At 33.9% G+C, this 18842-nt stretch carries 15 protein-coding genes; 5 read left to right on the top strand and 10 right to left on the bottom strand.

Annotated features, from left to right (window positions below; all coding sequences use genetic code 11):
- Window positions 1-90: 90 nt before the first annotated feature.
- Window positions 91-1893, bottom strand: a complete 1803-nt coding sequence (locus tag NLJ00_RS04600; RefSeq protein WP_053473984.1) for a GNAT family N-acyltransferase — start codon at window positions 1891-1893, stop codon at window positions 91-93.
- A 120-nt stretch (window positions 1894-2013) separates the two neighbouring features.
- On the opposite strand from NLJ00_RS04600, the gene NLJ00_RS04595 reads away from it, so the two are divergent.
- The 3 genes from NLJ00_RS04595 (at window position 2014) to NLJ00_RS04585 (ending at window position 5172) form a co-directional block, all read left to right on the top strand.
- On the top strand, window positions 2014-2775 hold the full coding sequence (locus NLJ00_RS04595) for an exodeoxyribonuclease III (protein WP_053473985.1): 762 nt from the start codon (window positions 2014-2016) through the stop codon (window positions 2773-2775).
- Window positions 2776-2920: 145 nt separating this feature from the next.
- Entirely contained in the window at window positions 2921-3865 is a 945-nt protein-coding gene (locus NLJ00_RS04590; RefSeq protein WP_053473986.1) for an OmpA family protein, read from the top strand.
- Window positions 3866-4134: 269 nt separating this feature from the next.
- The gene (locus NLJ00_RS04585; protein WP_256636395.1) at window positions 4135-5172 is read left to right on the top strand and encodes an NADP(H)-dependent aldo-keto reductase; all 1038 of its coding nucleotides are present in this window, start codon (window positions 4135-4137) and stop codon (window positions 5170-5172) included.
- A gap of 171 nt (window positions 5173-5343) precedes the next feature.
- Here NLJ00_RS04585 and NLJ00_RS04580 read toward each other — a convergent pair whose 3' ends face one another.
- The 4 genes from NLJ00_RS04580 to NLJ00_RS04565 form a co-directional block, all read right to left on the bottom strand.
- Window positions 5344-6984, bottom strand: a complete 1641-nt coding sequence (locus NLJ00_RS04580; RefSeq protein WP_256636394.1) for a DUF4139 domain-containing protein — start codon at window positions 6982-6984, stop codon at window positions 5344-5346.
- 59 nt (window positions 6985-7043) lie between these two features.
- Window positions 7044-7667 carry a murein L,D-transpeptidase catalytic domain-containing protein gene (locus tag NLJ00_RS04575; protein ID WP_256636393.1) on the bottom strand — a complete coding sequence of 208 codons (624 nt, stop codon included), beginning with the start codon at window positions 7665-7667 and terminating at the stop codon, window positions 7044-7046.
- Window positions 7668-7689: 22 nt separating this feature from the next.
- Window positions 7690-8850 (bottom strand): vWA domain-containing protein, encoded by a 1161-nt coding sequence (locus tag NLJ00_RS04570; RefSeq protein ID WP_256636392.1) that lies wholly within the window; start codon window positions 8848-8850, stop codon window positions 7690-7692.
- Between the two features lie 110 nt (window positions 8851-8960).
- A complete protein-coding gene (locus NLJ00_RS04565) occupies window positions 8961-9941 on the bottom strand; it encodes an SIMPL domain-containing protein (RefSeq protein ID WP_256636391.1) in 981 nt (326 codons plus the stop codon).
- A 147-nt stretch (window positions 9942-10088) separates the two neighbouring features.
- Here NLJ00_RS04565 and NLJ00_RS04560 point away from each other — a divergent pair, with 147 nt between their 5' ends.
- Together NLJ00_RS04560 and NLJ00_RS04555 are read left to right on the top strand one after the other, a co-directional pair.
- On the top strand, window positions 10089-11912 hold the full coding sequence (locus NLJ00_RS04560; protein ID WP_256636390.1) for a tetratricopeptide repeat-containing sensor histidine kinase: 1824 nt from the start codon (window positions 10089-10091) through the stop codon (window positions 11910-11912).
- Window positions 11909-12658 carry a LytR/AlgR family response regulator transcription factor gene (locus NLJ00_RS04555; protein WP_073485804.1) on the top strand — a complete coding sequence of 250 codons (750 nt, stop codon included), beginning with the start codon at window positions 11909-11911 and terminating at the stop codon, window positions 12656-12658. Before NLJ00_RS04560 ends, NLJ00_RS04555 begins: the two co-directional genes overlap by 4 nt.
- Before the next feature lie 188 nt (window positions 12659-12846).
- On the opposite strand, the gene NLJ00_RS04550 is transcribed toward NLJ00_RS04555, so the two are convergent.
- From NLJ00_RS04550 to panC, 5 genes are all read right to left on the bottom strand, one after another.
- Complete coding sequence (locus NLJ00_RS04550) at window positions 12847-14811, bottom strand: transglycosylase domain-containing protein (RefSeq protein ID WP_256636389.1); 1965 nt, start codon at window positions 14809-14811, stop codon at window positions 12847-12849.
- A gap of 20 nt (window positions 14812-14831) precedes the next feature.
- The gene (radA, locus tag NLJ00_RS04545) at window positions 14832-16193 is read right to left on the bottom strand and encodes a DNA repair protein RadA (protein WP_256636388.1); all 1362 of its coding nucleotides are present in this window, start codon (window positions 16191-16193) and stop codon (window positions 14832-14834) included.
- A complete protein-coding gene (locus NLJ00_RS04540; RefSeq protein WP_256636387.1) occupies window positions 16193-17347 on the bottom strand; it encodes an alpha/beta hydrolase in 1155 nt (384 codons plus the stop codon). Before NLJ00_RS04540 ends, radA begins: the two co-directional genes overlap by 1 nt.
- Window positions 17348-17550: 203 nt before the next feature.
- Window positions 17551-17901: an aspartate 1-decarboxylase gene (gene panD, locus NLJ00_RS04535; protein WP_053473997.1), complete on the bottom strand. Its 351-nt coding sequence runs from the start codon at window positions 17899-17901 to the stop codon at window positions 17551-17553.
- Between the two features lie 14 nt (window positions 17902-17915).
- Window positions 17916-18794, bottom strand: a complete 879-nt coding sequence (gene panC / locus NLJ00_RS04530; RefSeq protein WP_053473998.1) for a pantoate--beta-alanine ligase — start codon at window positions 18792-18794, stop codon at window positions 17916-17918.
- Window positions 18795-18842: the final 48 nt, after the last annotated feature.

The raw sequence follows: 18842 nt of genomic DNA, 5'->3' as shown, positions 1-18842 counted from the left end.
GTAAAACGACTAGTTTTTAAATAAAAATTGTAAATAAAAAATCCCATTTGTATTAGCAAATGGGATTTTTCTATTTTGGAGTAAATCTGATTAATCTTCTTTCTCAGATAATTTACGTTCTAATTCTATTTGAAACTCTTCAATAACAGGTTTCATAGTGCTTTCTGGAATATCTGCGATTCTAATGTACATTAAACCATCGACAGCGTTATTAAACAAAGGATCGACGTTAAAAGCAACCACACGTGCATTTTGCTTGATGTACTTTTTAATTAAAACTGGCAAACGTAAATTTCCAGGTTCTAATTCGTCAATAATTTTATCGAATTTATTTAAGTCAGATTCAGCTTCGTCAAAAATAAAGTCTTTATCTGCGTCTTTCAGTTTTACTTTATATGCCTTTTTCGGGTGAATGTATTGTGCAATATACGGATCGTAATAATTTGATTTCATGAACTCAATCATAAGTGATTTAGAGAAATCTGAAAACTGATTACTGATACTCACACCGCCTAATAAATATTTATGTTCAGGATAACGTAATGTAGTGTGAATAATTCCTTTCCATAATAAGAATAAAGGCATTGGTTTTTGCTGATATTCACGAATGATAAAAGCACGTCCCATTTCGATCGATTTATGCATCATATCATGCAATTCGGGTTCAAAACGGAATAAGTCAGTCAGATAAAAACCTTCGATGCCGTATTTCGGGTAAATCTCAGCCCCTAATCCCATACGGTAAGCACCTGCGATTTTTTTAGTTTCATCATCCCATAAAAACATATGGTGATAATATTGATCGTATTCGTCAATGTCAATAGATTCGTTAGTTCCTTCACCAACTTCTCTAAAAGTAATTTCACGAAGACGTCCAATTTCATGTAAAATATTCGGAATTGATTTTGCACGTGCAAAAAACACTTCATAATTTTTACTCTGTAATAACCTGCAGTCGCTGTTTCTTAACGCCTGAACTTCATCAATCATTTTTGATTCATTCGCTGGCGTAACGATTTTTTTAGGCGCTTTAGGAATTTTTAAACTTGCTGTGTCAATCAATTTGGTATCTTTTTCAAAAGGATTAGCAAGCATATAGGTTTTCTTTCTTAAGAATTCTGAGTATTCTTCAAAAGATTCTATTTCATTTTGTTCGCTTACAGAAATTGGTTTTCCAATACGAACTTTAATAACACGGTCTTTTTGTGTAAGCAGTTCTGACGGAAGTTTTGCAGTACGCAGCGTATCATCAATTTTAGAAAGCCAGTAGAATAATTTACTGTTTTTAGCGTGAAAGTAAATCGGTACAACCGGAACTTTGGCTTTTCTGATTAATTTTAGAGCGCCTTCTTCCCATGGTTTATCTACAACTAATTTTCCGTCTTTATAAGTCGAAACTTCCCCGGCAGGGAAAATTCCCAAAGGCTTTCCGTCACTTAAATGACGTAAAGTTTCTTTGATTCCAACAACGCTCGATTTAGCATCCTTATGATTTTCAAAAGGATTAACCGGCATGATGTATTTTTTTAGCGGAACAATTCGATGCAATAAGAAATTAGCGATAATCTTGAAATTTGGTTCTCTTTCAAGCATTAATTTCAAAAGCAAAATACCATCAATTCCTCCAAGCGGATGATTTGAAATGGTTATATAAGCGCCATCTTTAGGTAAACGTTTTAAATCTTCTTCAGGGATTTCGAATTTGATTTCCATCTCATCCAAAATTCCATTTAAAAATGCAACATCCTCTAAATGTTTATTATGATCGTAAATTTTATTAAGGGTAGAGATCTTAAGAACCTTCATAAGAATCCAGCCTGAGAAGGTACCAAGCACTCCGTACTTCTCAACATTTATTGCCTTTGCAACTTCTTTCGCGGTAACTAAACCCATGTACTATTTTTAATTTATTAGAGCAGCGAACAAAGATAACAAAAAACTCTACTTTTCCTTTATTCAATTACAAACTTTCCTCTTTTTTATTACATTTGGAATCCTAAAAAAAATATCCATATGAAAATTATTTCTTATAATGTAAACGGAATTCGTGCTGCAATTACTAAAGGTTTTATTGAATGGCTTCAGGCGGCAAGTCCAGATGTTATCTGCCTTCAGGAGATAAAAGCTACTCAGGATCAGATTCCTGTCGAAGCAATAACGGCTGCCGGCTATCCGTATCAATATTACTATCCTGCAACAAAAAAAGGATATAGTGGTGTTGCAATATTATCTAAAATAGAACCTAAAAAAGTGGTTTACGGAACCGGAATTCATCATATGGATTTTGAAGGCAGAAACTTACGCGCTGATTTTGATGATGTTTCGGTAATGAGTTTGTATCTACCTTCTGGAACTAACATCGAAAGATTAGATCATAAATTTATGTTTATGGATGATTTTCAAACCTATGTTAACGAATTGAAACTGACGCTTCCAAACCTTATTATTTGCGGCGATTACAATATTTGCCACGAAGCAATTGATATTCACGATCCGGTTCGTAACAAAACGGTTTCGGGATTTTTACCTGCAGAACGTGCCTGGCTGGATAGTTTTATGAAGTCTGGTTTTATTGATAGTTTCCGTCATTTTAATAAAGATCCGCATCATTATTCATGGTGGAGTTACCGCGCAGGAGCAAGAGGAAACAATAAAGGCTGGCGTATCGATTATAATTTAGTGAGCGAAGTAATGGGGCATCGTTTAAAACGTGCCGTTATTCTTCCAGATGCTATTCACTCAGATCATTGCCCAGTTTTAGTTGAAATTGAATAAAGTTTGGTATTGTTCTTGTTGGAAGAACTGCGGTTCAAAGATTTAAATACAGATTCCACTAAAACTATGAAACATTTGGAATTTGGAATTTTGGAATTTAAAATATTAAGAATTATTATCGCCCCAAATAAAAAACAAAAGTAAAATGATTAAAAAAGCCTCCATTGGATTAGTAGTTTTGGCATTGTCTGCAACTTCTTGTGTATCCAAAAAGATTTACAATGATCTTGAAACAAAATATTCAGATCTAAAAAAAGAAAACCGTTCTATCGCTGACGAAAATGCAGATTTAAAAACAGCAAAAAATCAGTTAGAATTAGACCGTGATAAACTAACAAAAGATTTATCGGCAACAAAAGATGATCTTGCCAAACAAAAAGCTGATTTAGCTGCAGAGCAAAAAAAATACAAAGTATTACAGGATTCGTATAATGCATTAGAGAAAAACAGCAACGACGCATTAGAAAGTAATATGGCTAAAAACCGTGATTTGCTTGCACAATTAGAAGCAAAATCTAAAAAACTGGCAGATGAACAAGCACGTTTAGATAAAACAGCAAACCGTTTGAAAGAACTTGAAGATATGATTGCTGCTAAAGAAGAAGCAATGCGCAAGCTAAAAGAAACTTTATCTAAAGCTCTTAACGGTTTTGAAGGTAAAGGTTTAACAGTTGAACAGAAAAACGGAAAAGTATATGTTTCTATGGAAAACAAATTACTTTTCAATTCAGGAAGCTGGGCTGTTGGAACAGAAGGTAGAAGAGCGGTTGTAGAACTTGGAAAAGTTTTGGGTGATAATCCAGATCTTTCGGTTCTTATTGAAGGACATACAGATGATGATCCGTATGCTGGTTCAGGACCAATTGCAAACAACTGGGATTTATCGACTAAAAGAGCAACAGCAATTGTAGCTATTTTGAGCGAAAACAATAAAATCAACAAACAAAAACTTACAGCAGCGGGAAGAAGCGAATTTTCTCCTTTGGCAAGCAACGCCACTCCGGAAGGAAAAGCTAAAAACCGTAGAATCGAAATCATCTTAACGCCAAGATTAGATGAAATCGCTGAAATGCTTAATAGTATAAACTAAGTTGCTAAGGTTTTGAGTTGCTAAGATGCTAAGATTTTTAAAAGGGTTCAAAGTTTTGCTTTGAACCCTTTTTTGCTCCTGCAAGCTTTCCAAAACCTTGTAGGTTTAAATTTGTCGAGAAAGAATTGAAATACCTACAAGGTTTTGAAAACCTTGCAGGAAACGCAGGCATAAAAATCTTGTACTTTTTTTAACCTTTGTCAAATTTAGATTTGTAAAATCCCTTTGTACCTTTGCGCCTCTGCAACTTTGAACCTATAAAGAAAAAAATGAAATACACTACAATCCCAAACACAGATATAAAAGTTAGTAAAATAAATCTTGGAACAATGACTTTTGGCCAGCAGAATACAGAAGCTGAAGGACACGCTCAAATGGATTATGCATTAGAACAAGGCGTAAACTTTTTTGATACAGCCGAAATGTATTCCGTTCCGGCGCGTGAAGAAACTTACGGAAGCACAGAAAAAATTATTGGAACCTGGTTTAAAAAATCCGGAAATCGCGATAAAGTGGTTTTAGCCTCTAAAATTGCAGGTCCAAACCCGAATTTTACTTATATGCGCGAGAAAGCAGATTTCTCTCCGGCAAGTATTAAATATGCCTTAGAAAACAGCTTAAAACGTCTTCAGACAGATTATATTGATTTGTACCAAATGCATTGGCCGGAACGTAAAACAAATTATTTCGGACAGCGTGGTTTTAATGGTCATGATGATGCGTGGGAAGATCATTTTAGAGAAATCCTCGAAACATTTGACGGATTAATTAAAGAAGGAAAAATTAAACATATTGGTGTTTCAAATGAAAATGCTTGGGGAATGATGCGTCTTTTAGAAGAAAGCAAATATCAAAACCTTCCAAGAATTAAAACCGTTCAAAACCCTTATAATCTATTGAACCGACTTTTTGAAGTGGGTTCTGCCGAAGTTTCAAAATATGAGAATGTTGGTTTATTAGCTTATTCTCCTTTAGCATTTGGAGTTTTAACGGGTAAATTTTTAACTGGTGAAGCACATCCAAATGCGAGAGTTAATCTTTTTCCGCAATATACTCGTTACAAAAGTGAACAATGTACACAAGCAACAAAATTGTATCAGGAAATTGCTCAAAAACACGGATTAACGTTGACAGAATTAGCAATGGGATTTGTTTTACAACAGCCATTTTTGACAAGTGCCATTATTGGTGCCACAACAATGGAACAGTTAAAAGAAAATATTGCCACAATTGATGTGGTTTTGTCAAAAGAAATTATAGCCGAAATCAACCACGTTCAGGCAATAATTCCAGATCCGGCGCCGTAATTATTTACTATAAAAAGTCTTCGACTTTGCTCAGCATGACAATTTCAAGAGACTTCTAAATTTTGAGTGTCAGCCCTGAGCGAAGTCGAAGGTCTAAGAAACACAAATTCCACAAATTAACACAGATCAATCCGTGAAAATTTGTGGAATTCGTGTTTAAATTCTAGTCAGTTATAAGTTTAAAGTCTGATCTTTTGGATATTTCACTTTGTAACTAATTCTGAATTTCTTGGTTTCATTTGGTTTCAACTGTAATTGCCAGGTTAGTATTCCGGTTTCGGCATTTACTTTTGCTGAATCACTTTGCAGTAATTCTACTTCAATATCTTTATTTGTAGTCAACGGATATTGATCTTTCAAAAGCAATTCAACCGCTTCTTTTTTATTGTTTCTTACCGTAATATCAAAAGTAAAAGTCTGTTCTTTTTTGGCAGATAAAAACTTAGTTCCCGATTTATCTGCGACTTTTTCACGTTTGATGGATACCTTTTTATCACGTCCCATACTCAGGTTCAAAGTATCGCTGGTTTGATTCGGTTCTATAAACGTTTTACCCACATACATTCCTTCAAAAATAATATTTGCTTCACCTCGCAGTAAATTGTATTTGCTGTAATCTGCAATTTCAGCAAGTAAAAAAGCATCGTTTTCCACTTTTGGAACCGCATAATATTTATACGTTGCCGGAAGTTTTATTTCTTTTAGAGCAACGCTGTGAATTTTTCCATTCGATAAAATATCATACGGAATATCAATATCAAAAGAAATATTAAGCTGGTTTTCCGCAACTGTTGTGTAATTCGAAACAGAAGATTCTGCTATAACCGGTGCAGCCATTTCCGTTTGGACACCTGCTATTTTATCTTTAAAAACACTTCCCTGAAGCTGATTCCTTTTTTTCTGTGTTCCATAACCAATAGTCACAACTTCATCATTATATACCTGATTAGCCAGAAACCAAGAACTCAATATTGGCGCCTGATTATTTTGATTTGGATAACCGCTTGAAAGAGTCAATTTTACTTTTTTCCAGTCAATTCCTGTATTTTGCACCACTTGTGCTTTGTACATCATATTGATTGGAGCCGCAACACTTTCGGTACGTAAATCATAAAAAGGAGACCAGCCAGCATTATTGGTTAAATAAGATATTTCTAAAGGAACCAGCCCGGCAGCACTATTCATTACCTGAACAATCAATTTTCCAGATGAAGTTTTTTCTTCTTTACTTGTATCAACTTCAAGTTTGTTGTTTAGCTTTTGAAGTGTTTCGTCTAGTTTTTGCTTTTTCTCTGTCAGCGTATTAATATTGTTGGCAATTTCAATTTGTTTGCTTTTATAATAATCTACCATTTTCATTAATTCGGTAACATTTAATCCAGAATTTACGCCGCAAATCTGTTGGTTTTTGTCTAATAACTGAATGGTTTTTGATTCAGAATTGATAGTATTATTTACTTTTTGAATTTCCTTTTGAACCAAAACAATACTGTCGCGAACTCTTTTCAATAAAGGCGATTTAGGATCAGTTTCATATTCTGAAATATAATTATTAGTAAACTGAACCGAAAGAACCGTTACGCTTGCCGGCGTACCAATTTGGATAGAACTTTCATTTAAATTTACAGCCACATTTTTAACTACAATTTCGCTTGTTCCTAACGGTAAAGTTGTACTTGCAGTTTGAGAAATTTCGGCAGCATTAAAATATACCGTTGCCGCTTTTACTTTTGCAGTGGTGAAAATTGGTTTTTGCGCAAAGGCAAAAATGCCTAACAATAATAAAAGCGCCGTTGCTTGTTTCTTAATCATTGGAGTATAATTTAAAGTGTTATAAAAGTACAGATGACAAAATGGAGTGAAAGGTTGGTTTAATAATACATTACTAAAAGAATTTTCTTTTTAGAACTATCGATCATTTTTTCAATTACGCCAAAAAACTTTTCATTAACCATTGGGCATCCCAAGCTATTACAAATAGGATTTATTTGTTCTTCATAAGGAATGTCTACATATTTGTGAAGTACAATATTTCGATCAAAAGCATTACTATTGGTTTTGTCTAAACCGTATAATTTGTATGCTTTTCCAAAAGTTCCAAAATAAGAATTGCCAATTGCATATTTGCCAAGCGAACTGCAATTAGAATCTTTTGTATTGCTAAATTTAAGTTTTCCGGCAATTCCGGTTTCAGACCCGGAACCGTGACCAACTAAGCCTTTGTGGAGTATTTTGTGGTGTTTTAAATCATAAACAAAAAACCGGTTTTTTCCAGATTCTATCTTCATATCTAATAAGAAGACAACATTTGAATTGTATTTAGGAGTTTTCCCCAAAAAAATCCTAATCTCAGTTATCTCACTTTTTAGTTTCTCTTCGTAGGAGTAAACCGGTTTTGAACTTGTAATGATTTTTGGCTTTTCTTCCTTATTGTTACAGGCAAAACTCAAGCCAAAAATGCTCAGCCAAAGCAAAAAGAATATTTTCTTTTTCATGTTTTAGGATTTGCAGTACGATTTATTTCTCAACTGTATAACCTTTCACTTTTGCAAAAGCAACTATCGAAGTATTTATCGTGTTGCCAAGATCATCTTGCTTTTTAGTTTTCTTAGCTTCGGTATCAATATAAGCCTGACGTTTTTTAGCCAAAACACTAATCTCTTTTTGGATTGTTTCTCTTTCCTTCGTTTTCTCAGCTACAATTTTTTGCAATTCTTCTGTCGATTTATTCTGAAGTTCAGCAGGAAGTTCTTCTTTTCTAATTTTCGAAAGTGCCGCTGCATCATCTTTAGTTTTATCGACTAAATCCCAGCTTTCATTTTTATAAACTGCTTTTGATTTGCTCACCGCGCGATCTGTATAATTAGCTTTCGAAACCTTTTTGGCATTTTGATCCTGAATAACCTGATTCATTTTTTTGTCAGCTCCTTTAGCACCATAATTAATGTAGGTTTTGTTTATTTTTTCATCGCATTTACTGATTTCATCGTCATATGGCGTTGCGATATATTCTACAGATTGATTGGCGTCGATATTAAAATATTTCCCTTTTCCGCGGTCAGCGCCATCTTTCCAAAATATGTTTATACCTTCTATTTTATTACCGCAGAAAATCGTGTTTACATAAATATCATTTTTTAAAGCACTGCTTATGGCTTCTTTATAGCTGATTTTTCCCTGATTGAATCCTTCGTTTCCGGCAATGTAAATCAGTTTCATGCTGTTGTTCTCGTCTGCCCATTTTAATTCCTTTGTCGCATCCTGAATTACAGCACCGCAATATTCATTTCCGCCATTGGTTCTAAGCGCAAATAATTGTTCCGAAATCAAATCCAAATCCGTTGAAAGCGGTGTAATTTGTCTGATGTAATTGGATTTTTCTGATAAGCCGCTATTTCCATATTCATACAACGCTATTTCGATATCTGGAGTTTTTCCTTCGTATTTTAAAGTCGTCAAAGTATTCACGATGTTCCATAATCTCGATTTGGCCTGATCAATTAAACCTTCCATACTGCTTGATGTGTCTAGTAAAAGTGCAACCTGAATTTTGGTAGCCGCAACGGAATCTGATTTCTTAATCTCAGTTTTATTTTTTGGATTTGCATTAGCTGAATTACAGCCGGCAATAGAAAACACGGTAGTAAAAAGCGCGGAAATAAAAAGATTTGATTTCATAATTTTAGTTTTAATTGGATGATTACAGATCAAACTTAAAAACTAAAAACGCGCGCTTTTTACACAAATGGTGAAACGGTATTTTGACTTGGTGAAATGCTTCAGCCAGATTAATGAATTGTTCTGGCTGTACTCGTATTTAATGTTTTTAAATCACCATTTGCAGTCACCAGAATAAATTCTTTCTCTGTTTTGTCTGCTTTTAAGACCTGTTTCTTTTCTCTGCTAATCGCCATTTTAACCTCATATTGTACTTGAATAACAGGTTCTAAAACAGTAGAATTAATAACGAAATCAAATTCTTTATTAAATACAGGCTGGTAATAAAGTGTAACAGATTTGCTAAGCTGATTAACGTTTGCCGCTTTTTTTAAGTTTAAAGAAGAACCATTGTAAGCCTCATACGATTTGTACATTTCTACCGGAACATTTACGATATAATCATCGGTAATTCTCTTTTCGGCATTTATAAATGTTTCGCCAAGCAGTTCCTGATAATTTTTAATTTTTTCCTGGACCAAAAGTTTTGCTTTTAGCATCATTTCTCTCTTAACCGTTTCTAATGTATTAGAGAAATAATCAACTCGCACCAAATCATATATTTCGTTATTAGATAAAATAGAAATAAACTCATTAAGCTGATTTGGATCTGAAAATTTGATATGAATGTTTTTCTTCAATTCAAATCCAGCCGGAACTTCATTATAAGTTTTACGATTAAAAAGCTTTTTTTCTGCTTCATATTCATAAGCAGGAACAAACGAAATCATGTCGACAAAAGTCTCAACACCTTTTTTAAGTTTAATGGCATTGAGCGACTGCGTAATTCTTTGATCAATTAATTCATTTACTTCTTTAGTGGTTTTACCCGTTTGAGTTACGCTGAAAATTGCCGTATAAGCATCTGCTTTAATATTGGCAAGCCCTTTTACGCTTACCACAATATCGCCATTTGAAGGGAAATCAGTGTCGATCGTATTATTGTCGTTATTATAAGATTGCGGATTTTTATAATTGACATTTCCCGAAGCCTGACCAATTATAAATGAAGAAGATAATACAGTTAAAAATGTAAAGAATAGTTTTTTCATGATTATAGTTTTTAAGAATTAGTGGTCAAATGTATTGATCGAAAAAACGTATTTTTGACAGAATGGGTCAACAGGTCGTTTGACTTGGTGAAAAATATAGGATAGGAATTTGAAATTAGGTTACTTTACATTTCTAAATAACATATTGTGAAACGTCATTTATTAATTGGTTTTAGTCTGCTTTTTTTGGTGCTACTGTTTCCACAGCGAACAATAGCGCAGGCATTTCCTGTGCAGAAAAGTGAAAAAAGCCAGCAGGTCAAAATCAGTAAAGCTGCCGACGATTTATCGAAATCATTAAATGAAAATGATGAATCAAAAATTGCTCAGAATTATGAAAGGCTGGCGAATGAATTTTTAAATAATGGAGATAATGCCAAAGCCGAGGAATATTTTAAAAGAGCATTAAACAGTTATACGAAACTAAAACTAACCGACGATAAAACCCGCGTAACCCGAAGCTTGGCCAAAACACAGGAAAACCAAAAAAACTTTGATTCAGCAATTAAAAATTATGAAGTTGCAGGTTCATTGGCAAAAGATGTCTCTGAAGAAAAGATAAATTTAAACGATGCCAACCGACTTAAAAATCAGTCGAATCCTGAGAGTCAAAAGAGTTACGTAGATTCTAATATTGAATTGCTGAAAAAGGAAAAGAAAAGTCAGGAAGTTACAGATGCGTACGTGCAAAAAGCGCAAAATTCATTAGACTTAAAAGATAAAAAGGTTGCGATAGAAAGCTATAAAAAGGCATTAGTGTATGCAAAAGATAAACCGGAATCAGTCATTAAAATCAAGAATGAAATTGCAAAAGTGTATGCCGAAGACAACCAGTTTGATAAAGCTGTAACGATAAACGAAAAACTGCTTGCAGAGGCCAAAATCAATAAAGATTATAACACCGAAATAAAACAATTGCAATCGCTGGCTTCTCTTTATTTTCAAAAGTCAGAAGCCGAAAAAGCAATTTCATCTTTGAAACAAGCGTATGATTTATCGTTTCAAAAAGGAAATTCGGCGGAAGCCAAAAAAAGCTTGTCATCTTTAATTAAATATTATAAAACAAAAGGCGAAGACAAAGAAAGTATGGCATTGTACGAACAATTTTTTGAAAACTTCGAAAAGCTCATTCATTCTGATACGACTTTAATCGATGCCAAAACATTTCAGATTACCGAGGATAAAATTCGTCAGTTAGAGAAAGAAAAAACCTTGAAGGACGAATTGATTTCAAAGAAAAATACCTTCAATTATTTTCTGATTGGTTCGGTAATTTTACTGTTGCTTTTGTTTACGTTTATTTCGAAAGCATTGTATTCCATCAGAATAAAAAATAAAGAAATTGCTTTGCAGTCATTGCGTCGTGAAATGAACCCACATTTTATTTTTAATAGTTTGAACAGCGTAAATCAGTTTATATCTGAAAATAAAGAACTGGAAGCCAATAAATACCTGACTTCGTATTCAAACTTGATGCGAAATATGATGGAAAACTCTAATAAAGATTTTATTTCCTTAGATAAAGAAGTCGAACAGCTTAAGAAATATCTGGATTTAGAACATTTGCGTTTTGAAGATAAATTTGATTTTGAAATTATTGTAGACGATTCGCTGGATGCCGAAAGGGTTTTTGTTCCGAATATGATTATCCAGCCGCATTTAGAAAATTCAATTTGGCACGGATTGCGTTATTTAGATCAAAAAGGATTTTTATCGCTTCGGTTTGATTTTAAAAACGGAAAAATAATTGTTACGATTGATGATAACGGAATTGGTTTAACCAAAAGCCGTGAACTGAAAACAACAAACCAGAAAATCTACGAATCCCGCGGTTTGAACAATACAAAAGAACGAATTGATCTTTTGAACGAATTGTACAAAAAGAACATTTCGTTTAATATTTCGGAAAAAGAAGGAGTAGTGAAGGGAACTATTGTTGAAATTGTTTTTCCATTAATTGACAAAATATGATGACACTGCAGAAGATAAAAAGTGTAATTGTCGAAGATGAACTCGCCGCGCGCGAAGTACTTAAAAACTATTTAAGTAAATATTGTCCGCAGGTTGAGGTTGTAGGCGAAGCTCAAAATATAAAAGAAGCCGTTCCGCTGCTTCATGAAGTGAAACCGCAATTGGTTTTTCTGGATGTTGAAATGCCTTTTGGAAATGCTTTTGATGTTTTGGAAGCTTGTAAAGATTTACATTTTGAAACCATATTTGTCACCGCTTTTTCTGAATATTCGCTGAAAGCCTTGAATCAGAGTGCGGCATATTATCTGCTAAAACCCATAAGCATTGAAGAATTGATTGTTGCTGTAAACAAAGTACAGCATCAAATAATGAACAACGAAATCTTTAACCGAAATAAAATCATCGTAGAAAACTTTCACGAACAAAAACCGGAGAAACAACAGGTTATTCTGCCAACACTTGAAGGTTTTGAAGTAGTAAAAATGGAAGAAATCGTGCGCCTTCGCGGTAATGGTAACTTCACCGATTTATATCTCAATAACGGAAGTAAAAAAATGGTCTGCCGATTTTTAAAACATTTTTCAGAGATTTTGCCTTTGCCTTTTATTCGTGTTCATAAATCGCATATTATTAATATGAATTGTGTGAAATCATATAACAAAGGTGGAATTGTGACACTTAATGACGAAACTGAAATTGAGGTTTCATCAACGTATAAAGAAGAGTTTTTAAAGAATTTTAGGTAGTTTGAGTTTTGCCACGAAGGCACTAAGGCGCAAAGTTTTTTCTAAGCTTTATGTTTATAATCTCGCAAAGTCGCGAAGTCGCAAAGTTTTCTTTACTTAGATATAAACTTTGCGACTTCGCGACTTTGCGAGCAAATTTCGTCCAGAACTTATAAAACTTCGTGTCTTAGTGCCTTCGTGGCAAATACCTACAAATCAAATTCCTCGTCTGTTGACAAAGAATCATTTTTAACTGCAGTCGAATCCGGAGCTTTGATTTTTATTAATGAACGCGCATTTCCTGAAATGTAAACCGGTAATTGCCCAATTGTATCTTCAGGAATCAAAAGACCGCGACGAAACATTAAATTCTTCAGGAATTTTTGATTTTTCAATGCATAATCTTTTAGATTTCCTTCATCATTAAACTGATACATGAATTTTCTCGGCTTCGGAATAATCGTTGCCAGATACAAACATTCATCAACATTTAAAGCCGACGGACTTTTTTGGAAATAAAAATGACTCGCTTCACCAATTCCGTATACATTTGGTCCCCATTCAATAATGTTGAAATAAACCTCAAGCATTCTTTCCTTGCTTACAATTCGGTTATTTTCTAAAATGTAAACTAGCAGGATTTCTTCAAGCTTTCGCGAAAGCGTCTTTTCTCTTGTCAGGAAAACGTTTTTAATCAACTGCATGCTGATCGTGCTCGCGCCGCGGGAGAATTTTTTAGTTCTAATATTTTTAAGAATCGATTGTTTGAAAGCTTCATTTATAAAACCACGATGTGAGAAGAACGAAGGATCTTCGGTCGTTAAAACACATTTTCTTAAATAAGGAGAAATTTGATCTAAAGGCGTATAATTCGGATTTGCATTTCCAACCAAAACTGGTCTTTGCAATACATTTTGAATAATCGCACGATAAACAAATTCGCCGTTTAGTTTATTTAAATCGGCTTCGCCATATTTTGTAATTCGTAAATCTTCTTTGTTGAGTTTACTGTCAAAAACAAGCGTGTTAGGTTTGTTTTTATTGAATTTGAAATCCAGTTTATAATCGAAATTCCCGGTTGCCTGCATTCCCTGAAAATGCGTAAACAAACCATCTGGAAGCGAAACGATAAAATCCTGCGCTTTCATTTTCGGAATATCAACTTTTAAAGTATAAACCGTATCTTTTTCAGTGTCGTAAGAAACGTATGGACGCAGTTTGATTTTATTCAGCGTCATTGACGAAGTACTGTCAATCGAAATAAAGTCATCACCCAATAAAAATCTATAATCAAAACGTGCATTTTTTATAACGACATCTTTACTGGCAATTTTTGGATGATTAATTTTTAGGTTTACGATTGAGGTAAAACCGTCAAGATGAAATTCGCTTCCGCTTTTATCAATATTTTCAACGTTTAAACGAATAGAATCAAAACTAGCTTTCAAACCATATCTCTCATCAAGATACGGAACACGAATTGCTCCGGTATCTAAATTAAAAAATCGAATATCTGCTTTTTGATTTCTTGGGTCTGCAAAACCTTTTAAGTTCCAGCGCTGATCAAAATCTTTGCTCTGGACATGAATACTGGTTTCGAGTTGTTTGTTGTTTAAAACCAGTTTATTGATTGCTACAGCCGTTTTTTTGCCATTATCATCAATTTTGAATTGGAAGTTGTCCAAATTCATATCGGTCGGAACCAAATTGAGCAGTTTTGAAATAATGCGATAGGCAAAAGCACCATATTTTCGTTTTTCGCTTTTTTCAGAATCGTCACGGTCTCTTTTTAAGAAAGCATCAAAATTGCGAATTTTTCCTTTTTTTACTAATTGAATATAACCATTGTCAACTTTTAGAGTTCCAAGCTGAACATCACCAATTAATAAATTACTTAAACTGACGCTGGTTTCAATGTTTTTAATTTTTAAAAGTGTATCGGCATTTTTAGGAACCAAAACAACGTCGGTAAGTTTGATGCTTGATAAACCATTAAAAGAAGCATCTTTTATTGAAAAATCACTGTTGTAATCAACAGCCATTTTGTGGGTTACTTTTGCAATTGCTTGTTTTAGAAGTGAATTGCGGAAAAAGTATAATCCAATGCAAAGCAAAACTACTATTACAGCCAGTATTTTTAAAGCTTTGAATATTTTTTGTTTAGGAAAATTCATAGTGGTATTTTTATCAAAAATCAACCAAAAAGAATACTCGCGACATCTTCAATTTTTGCCACAAGTTCAATCTTGATTCCAGTATTTTTTAAAGCAATTTTGTTGTATTTAGAAACAAAAATAGTGTCGAAACCTAATTTTTCAGCTTCCTGAATACGCTGATCTACACGATTTACAGGACGAATTTCTCCAGAAAGTCCAACTTCGCCGGCAAAACAAAAACCTTTTCCAACCGGAATATCTTCATTTGATGATAAAATGGCAGCAACAACGGCAAGGTCAATTGCAGGATCATCAACAGAAATTCCTCCGGTTACGTTTAGGAAAACGTCTTTTGCGCCTAAACGAAATCCGGCTCTTTTTTCAAGAACAGCCAAAATCATGTTTAGTCTTTTCGCATTGTAACCTGTTGTGCTTCTTTGAGGAGTTCCGTAAACTGCTGTACTTACTAAAGATTGAATTTCGATCATTAACGGACGCATGCCTTCAAGTGTTGTAGCAATTGCGGTTCCTGACAATTCTTCGTCTTTGTGCGAGATCAATATTTCTGAAGGATTGCTTACTTCTCGCAAACCGCTTCCAAGCATTTCGTAAATTCCGAGTTCAGAAGTTGAACCGAAACGGTTTTTTAGGGAGCGTAAAATTCGGTAAATGTGATTTCTGTCGCCTTCAAACTGCAAAACAGTATCAACCATATGTTCCAGAATTTTTGGCCCGGCGATATTTCCGTCTTTGGTAATATGTCCAATCAAAATAACCGGAATATTGGTTTCTTTGGCAAACTTGATTAATTCGGCAGTGGTTTCCCTGATTTGAGAAATACTTCCGGCAGTCGATTCAATATAATCCGTATGTAAAGTCTGAATAGAATCGATAATTACGATTTCAGGCTGAATGGCTTCAATTTGTTTGAAGATATTCTGCGTTTTGGTTTCCGTTAGAATGTAGCAGTTTTCACTGCTTGGCGTAATTCTTTCGGCACGCATTTTTATCTGCTTCTGACTTTCTTCTCCAGAAACATATAAAGTTTTATAAGGTAATTTTAATGAGATTTGAAGTAAAAGTGTACTTTTTCCAATTCCTGGTTCTCCGCCCAAAAGGGTTAAAGATCCCGGAACAATGCCGCCTCCCAAAACACGATTCAATTCGCCATCGGTAGTATCCATACGGATTTCCTGAGCCGAATCAATTTCATTTATTTTTAAAGGTTTCGGTGCTTTGCTTGTTGAGGTTGGTTCACTTTTCCACGCTGCTTTTTCCTGCTTCTGAATAATTTCTTCGGCAATTGTATTCCATTCTTTGCACGCGTTGCACTGTCCCTGCCATTTAGAATACTGGGTCCCGCAATTTTGACAAAAAAAGGAAGTTTTAACTTTTGACATTATTTTGTTTTTTTAGCAAGCGTATTCATTTCGTCAATTTTCTCATACATCAAATCTTTATTCAAGTCACCAATTGGCTCCATTTGTGAAGCATTTTGGTATTTTTTTGAAGCATGTTTAGGATCGCCCATTTTTTCATACATCAAGCCTAATTCATATTCTCCTAACATGGCTTTTGGATAATTTACGTTACCAATTTCGGCCATTCTTCCTAATTCGTCGTAGGCATTTCTTTTTAAAATAATATTTTCAATTACTTTAAAGTCACTCATTCTAACAGGAATCTGAACGCCTAGAACTTCAGACATATCATTGTATTTTTTTTGCAAATAATCAGCATAACCCGTTTGAAGAACCGCAATTTTATCGTTGTATTCGGCAGAATTTATTGGTCTGTATATATCAAAAATCTGATATAATGCACTCGGAATCGAATGTAGCACTTCGGTATAATGTGTTGCGCCTTTAAATACTTCGTATTTATAATTCACTAACGGATTATTTGCGATTTTAATATTTCCGGCCAATTTTTCAATTGGTTCTTTTATTTTCTTGATATCGCCTTCTCCGGCAGAAAGGTAATAGAATATTGGTTTTTGTATTTTGGCAAATTTTTCAGCAATACGAACTTCCATTTTTGGTGCAAGTTCCGGGCTCAAACAAATGTATGCATTAAAAAGAGGTTCTTCTTTGTAAAGATAAAAGTTAGCAAAACTTGCTGTTACGTCATGACCCGCAATAATTCTGAAAGGCGATGTACGGTATTTTTTCTCTACATAAGGAATCAATTCTGAACCAATAAATTCGAAAAATTTTGCTCCTTTTTCAAAAGGCAGACCTTCGTTTTGATCAATTGTGGTGTCGTCGTATCGTTCTTCATCTTTATTTTGATGAATTCCAATGATAATCATCTCCGGAATATCATCCCAATAATTACCATAACTTACAGCTCCGGAAAACGGATCAAATAAATAATCACCATCTAATAAATATAAAACAGGATATTTTTTATCTGATTTTGCATCGTAAGAAGGAGGAAGTCCAATTGTTATTCTTCTTTCTTCTCCTAGTTTTTCGGATTGGATATTGTCAAATTTTTTCTGGGAGAATACAGAAATGGAAATTAATGTAATGAGTAGGTAAACTTTTTTCATGATTTGTGGCATTTCAGTGAATTAAAAAGTATTCGAAATAGTGTAGCAATATACTATTTTATTTGCTTTTTGTTATTTGGGGTTTGTAAAAAAAGCAATGATTTCTTACGGTAAATAAATTTTCGATTTAGGCAAAAGAAAATCTGTTTGTACAAAAATATTTTTTGACAAATTATACATGTAAAATAAGAAAGGAATGTGGTTTATGTTAACGAATTATCATTTTCATTTGGGAAAATGATCCAAGGTTTGAAGGTTTTAGCTTCTTCAAAATCGAGGGTTGCATAAGAAATGATAATAATAATGTCGTCTTTTTGAACTTTTCGGGCAGCAGGTCCATTCAGCGTAATTTCGCCTGAATTTTTTTCTCCCTTAATGGCGTAAGTTTCAAAACGTTCTCCATTATTAATGTTAACAATAGCTACTTTTTCGCCTTCAATAATGTTTGAAGCCTCCAGTAAAGTTTCATCAATAGTAATACTGCCAATATAATTTAAATCAGCTCCAGTAACTTTTACTCGATGAATTTTTGATTTTATAACTTGAATTTGCATGGAGCAAAGGTAATTTAATTTAATGAAATGGTGTCTATCAGTCTTATAGAATTAACAAATACCGCTATAAACGCACGGTATTTTTTATCGTTTGTTTTGTGATCGATAGGTAATAATGTCGATTCATCAGCAATGACGAAATATTCGAGTTCAAATCTTTCGTTGTCTTTAAAGGAATCTTCGACAAATTTAATGGTTTCTTCAGGTGTACTGTTTTGGAAGATTTCTTTGGCTTCCGTTAAAACTTTATAGATTATTGCGGCTTCTTTTCTTTCTTCAGCAGTTAATCTTTCGTTTCTGGAACTCATTGCCAAAAGATTATCTTCTCTAAAAATTGGACAACCCACAACGTTTACCGGAAGATTATTTTTTTCGACCAGTTTTTTAACAATTTGAAGCTGCTGAAAATCTTTTTCGCCAAAATAAGCATTGGTTGGCGTAACAATTTCAAAGAGGCGTTTTACGATAGTTCCGACACCGTTAAAATGGCCCGGACGGAATTTTCCTTCCATCTGATTTTCTAAACCGTCAAAGTCAAAAGACTGCGAAATTGTCTGTCCTTCGTAAATATCATCGACAGAAGGAGCATATAAAATTATTTTGTCACTTAATCCTCTCATTTTCTTAACGTCTTCTTCAAGAGTTCGAGGGTATTTTTCAAGATCTTCGGGATTGTTAAATTGCGTAGGATTTACAAAAATACTTACAACAGTGTCGTCATTTTCCTTAAGTGAACGCTGCATTAAAGCCAGATGCCCTTGGTGTAAAGCTCCCATGGTTGGGACAAATCCTATAGTTGAATTTGCGGTTTTGATAGTTTTTAAATAGGCTATCAGAGCTACTTTACCGTAGAAAATATGCATGGCGGTATTATTAAAATTTAGTGCAAACATAATATATTAGTTATAAACTGCATAAATTTTTGTAATTTTGCGACGTTT

It is taken from the genome of Flavobacterium panici (genome assembly GCF_024499525.1).
Taxonomy (GTDB): Bacteria; Bacteroidota; Bacteroidia; order Flavobacteriales; family Flavobacteriaceae; genus Flavobacterium; species Flavobacterium panici.
Note: the sequence above shows the minus strand (reverse complement) of the source record. Positions and strands in the feature narration are given on the sequence as shown.